Raw genomic sequence first — 3,771 nt, forward strand, 5'->3', positions numbered from 1 at the left:
TGCGTGTCCCCGGCCGCACGCGCGGCGTGTCGGTCGGGGACACGCACGCTCGCGGCAAAAAAGCTAAGCGAAGTACTTGGTAAGCCGAGGCGGCAACACCCGCATCAACTGGACCAGCGGCGCCCACGGCCAGGCCGGCACGACGGCGTGCCCGGCTTCGCGTTCGATCGCGGCGACCATCGCCTTGACCCCGGTGTCGTTGTCCACCATCAGCATGGTGCTCGCCGACTTGGCGGTCATCTCCGACTCGATGTAGCCGGGCTCGAGCACGGTGATGCTGATCGGGGCGTTCGCGTACTCCGCGCGCAGCGATTCGCCCAGCGATGACACACCGGCCTTGCTGGCGGCGTAGGCGGCCTTGACGCCGGGCACGCCCTTGTTGCCCAGCACCGAGGAGATCAGCACCAGATGCCCCGAGCCGGCCTGCTTGAACATCTCCAGCGCCGTTTCGATCTGCACCAGCGCCGCCACCAGGTTGGTCTCGATGGTGGCCTTGTTGGCCCACAACTTGCCCGAGCCCAACGGCGCGCCCTTGCCGATACCGGCGTTGACGATGACGCGATCGATCCCGCCGAGCTCGTCGGAAAGCTCCGCGAACACCTTCGGCACCTGTTCGTGATCGGTAACATCCAGCGCGGCGACGGCCACCGTGATGTCCGGATAACGTTCGGCCAGTTCGACTTTGAGCTCATCGAGTCGGTCGGTGCGACGGGCGCACAGCGCCAGGTCGCGGCCCTTGGCGGCGAAGGCGCGGGCCATCCCGGCGCCCAGACCCGAGCTCGCTCCGGTGATGAGGATTTTCTGGCGAGTCACCCGGGAAGCATAGCTATTTGAGTAGTCGCGACATCCGCCGGTCGGCCAGCACCTTGCCGCCGGTCTGGCAGGTCGGACAGTACTGGAACGACTTGTCGGCGAACGACACTTCGCGCACGGTGTCGCCGCAGACCGGGCAGGGTAACCCGGTGCGGGCATGCACCCGCAGGCCGGAGCGCTTCTCCCCCTTGAGCGTGGCGGCCTGCTGACCGACCGAGCGAGTCACCGCGTCGGTGAGCACCGACACCATCGCCTCGTGCAGCGCCGTCACCTGCGCGTCGGAGAGGTTGGCGGCCGTGGCAAAGGGCGAGAGCTTGGCCACGTGCAGGATCTCGTCGCTGTAGGCGTTGCCGATCCCGGCGATCACCTTCTGGTCGGTGATGACGGTCTTGATCCGGCCGGTGTTTGAAGCCAGCAGCCCGGCCAGCTCGTCGGCGCTGAGCTGCAACGCGTCCGGGCCGAGCGCGGCGATACCCGGCACCTGTGTCGGATCGGTGACCAGCCACACCGCCAGCCGCTTCTGGGTGCCCGCTTCGGTGAGGTCGAATCCCGGCGCCGCACCGGGGTCACCGAGGTGAACGCGCAGCGCGATCGGTCCCTTGCCCGGCCGCAGCGGTGCGGCCGCCAGCTTGTCCGACCAGCGCAACCAGCCGGCCCGGGAGAGGTGGCCGATCAAGAACAGTTCCCCGGCGTGCAGGCCCAGGTACTTGCCCCAACGGTGCGCACCGGTGACCGTCCGGCCGTGCAACGCGCTCACGGGCGGGTCGAAGGTCTTGAGCACCGAAAACGCGACGACATCGACCCGACCGACCGGCAGGCCGACCGCATACCGGCGCAAATGGTCGGCGAGCGCTTCGACTTCGGGCAGCTCGGGCATGGCACCAGTGTGCCGGTCAGAGGCGAGCGACGTCGGGGACCACCATGGCCAGCAGCCAGCTGACGATCGACAACGCGATCGCCGCCCAGATCGCGGTCCACCAGAAGTGATCGATCAGTAGTCCCCAGTGAGTGGTGTGGCGGGTGATCGAGGCGGTGATCCAGAGCATCAACGCGTTGATGACGATGTGGATCAACCCGAGGGTGAGGATATAGAGCGGGATCGACAGGATCTGCACGATCGGTTTGATGACCGCGTTCACCAGGCCGAAGATCACCGCGACGACCAAGACGATGCCGACCTTCTGCCACGTAGTGTGGCCGCCGACGAAGCGGAGCCCGGGCACGATGAGGGTGACCACCCACAGCGCCAATCCGGTGAACGCGGCACGCAGGACAACACGGCGAAAACTTGGGTCCATGGCGGGAACCTACTCCGGCGCACGCAGCAAATAGGTGTCCATAATCCAGCCGTGTCGCGCGCGGGCGTCGGCGCGCAGCGCGGCGATCCGGTCCCCGACCTCGCCGACCGTGCCCGCCATCAACAGTTCGTCATCGGTGCCCAGGTAGGCCCCCCACCAGATCCGGGTGTCGGCGGGGCACTCGCGAAATGAGCACTCGCCGTCGAGCATGACGACCGCCGACCCGGACAACCCGTGCGCGCGGAGTTGGCGGCCGGTGGTGATCAGGACCGGTTCGCCGACGTCGTTGAGCGGGATGCCGTGCCGGGCCGTCAGTGCCTGCACGGCGGTGATCCCGGGAATGACGTCATAGCTGATGTCGATGTCGGCGGCGACGGCGTCGAGGATGCGCAAGGTGCTGTCGTAGAGCGACGGGTCGCCCCAGGCCAAAAACGCGCCGACGCCGTCGGGACCGAGTTCGTCGGCGATCGCCGACGCCCAGAGCCGCGCGCGAGCCGTGTGCCAGTCCGACACCGTCTGCCGGTAATCGCCGTCTTTTGCCCGCACCGGATCGGGCAGTTCGACAAATCGGTAGCCGGGTTTGCGGATGAACCGCGCGCAGATCTCGCGGCGCAGCGCCACCAGGTCGGTCTTGGCTCCCGCGTTGTGGTGACCCTTGTCCATCGCGAAGAACACCTGGGTGTCGTTGAGCGCCTCGATCGCCTGCACGGTCAGGTAGCCGGGGTCTCCGGCGCCCATGCCGATGACGTGGATGTGCCGACTGCTCATTGCCGCCGAAGCCTAACCCGGCCCGTGGCAGGGTAGCCAGAACCTCCGGTATCGGATACCCTGGGTATTAACATCTCTCCGCCGCTCTGCCTACCGTCGGAAACCATGAAGGAACGTCAACGATGACCACTGCGGCGAAGCCGGCCGGTCCGGGCCGTGAAGAGTTCTCCGAGCGTCTGCTGAAGGGCTCGGTCAAGAAGTCCTATGCCCCCGTCGTCGATATCGACTGGGACGCCCCGCTCGACCCGGACAAGTTCTATCTGCCGCCGAGAACCGTGTCGCTGTACGGCACCCCGATCTGGGACGAGATGACCCGGGCGCAGCGCATCGAGCTGTCCCGCCAGGAACTGGTCAACACGCTGTCGGCGGGCATCTGGTTCGAGAACATCCTCAACCAGGCGCTGCTGCGCAAACTCATGCACCAAAACCCCACCACCCGCGCATCGCACTACGCGCTGACCGAACTGGGCGACGAAACCCGGCACATGGTGATGTTCGGCAAGGCCATCGAGCGGGTCGGCGCCAAGCCGGTACGCCCACGCCTGTACCAGCGGATGATCATCAACACGCCGCCGTTGTTCTTTCGCGGTTCGGTGTTGTGGGTGGCCGCGCTGATCGGGGAAGAAATCTTCGATGCGCTGCAGCGCCAAATGATGGACGATCCGGAACTGCAGCCGATGATCCAACGGCTGATGCGGATTCATGTCACCGAAGAGGCCCGCCACATCCAGTTCGCGCGGGACGGTCTGCGCAGGCGGGTGCCCGGAATGGGACGACTCAGCCGATGGTTCGTCGCCAACATCAACGGCGTCGGCGGGTGGTTCTTCCGCTACCTGTTCACCAACCCGATCCCCTACGCGAGAGCGGGCCTGGATGCGCGCCGGGCGCGCAC

Annotated in this window: 5 protein-coding genes and 1 pseudogene; 1 reads left to right on the plus strand and 5 read right to left on the minus strand. The window is 66.7% G+C overall.

The window, feature by feature from the left end:
- Positions 1-63 precede the first annotated feature (63 nt).
- From ACRDTL_RS13215 to cobF, 5 genes and pseudogenes are all read right to left on the minus strand, one after another.
- Entirely contained in the window at positions 64-813 is a 750-nt protein-coding gene (locus tag ACRDTL_RS13215; protein ID WP_431507157.1) for an SDR family oxidoreductase, read from the minus strand.
- Between the two features lie 13 nt (positions 814-826).
- Positions 827-1,294 (minus strand): zinc finger domain-containing protein, encoded by a 468-nt coding sequence (locus ACRDTL_RS13220; protein ID WP_431507161.1) that lies wholly within the window; start codon positions 1,292-1,294, stop codon positions 827-829.
- Between the two features lie 153 nt (positions 1,295-1,447).
- Positions 1,448-1,690, minus strand: a pseudogene (locus tag ACRDTL_RS13225) (DNA-formamidopyrimidine glycosylase family protein); the annotation flags it as partial.
- Between the two features lie 16 nt (positions 1,691-1,706).
- A complete protein-coding gene (locus tag ACRDTL_RS13230; protein ID WP_431507158.1) occupies positions 1,707-2,111 on the minus strand; it encodes a phage holin family protein in 405 nt (134 codons plus the stop codon).
- Positions 2,112-2,120: 9 nt separating this feature from the next.
- The gene (cobF, locus tag ACRDTL_RS13235) at positions 2,121-2,879 is read right to left on the minus strand and encodes a precorrin-6A synthase (deacetylating) (RefSeq protein ID WP_431507159.1); all 759 of its coding nucleotides are present in this window, start codon (positions 2,877-2,879) and stop codon (positions 2,121-2,123) included.
- Between the two features lie 122 nt (positions 2,880-3,001).
- Here cobF and ACRDTL_RS13240 point away from each other — a divergent pair.
- The coding region (locus tag ACRDTL_RS13240) for an AurF N-oxygenase family protein (protein ID WP_431507160.1) at positions 3,002-3,771 on the plus strand (770 nt) is incomplete at its 3' end.

The sequence above is a fragment of the Mycobacterium sp. genome (genome assembly GCF_050700595.1).
Classification (GTDB): Bacteria; Actinomycetota; Actinomycetes; order Mycobacteriales; family Mycobacteriaceae; genus Mycobacterium.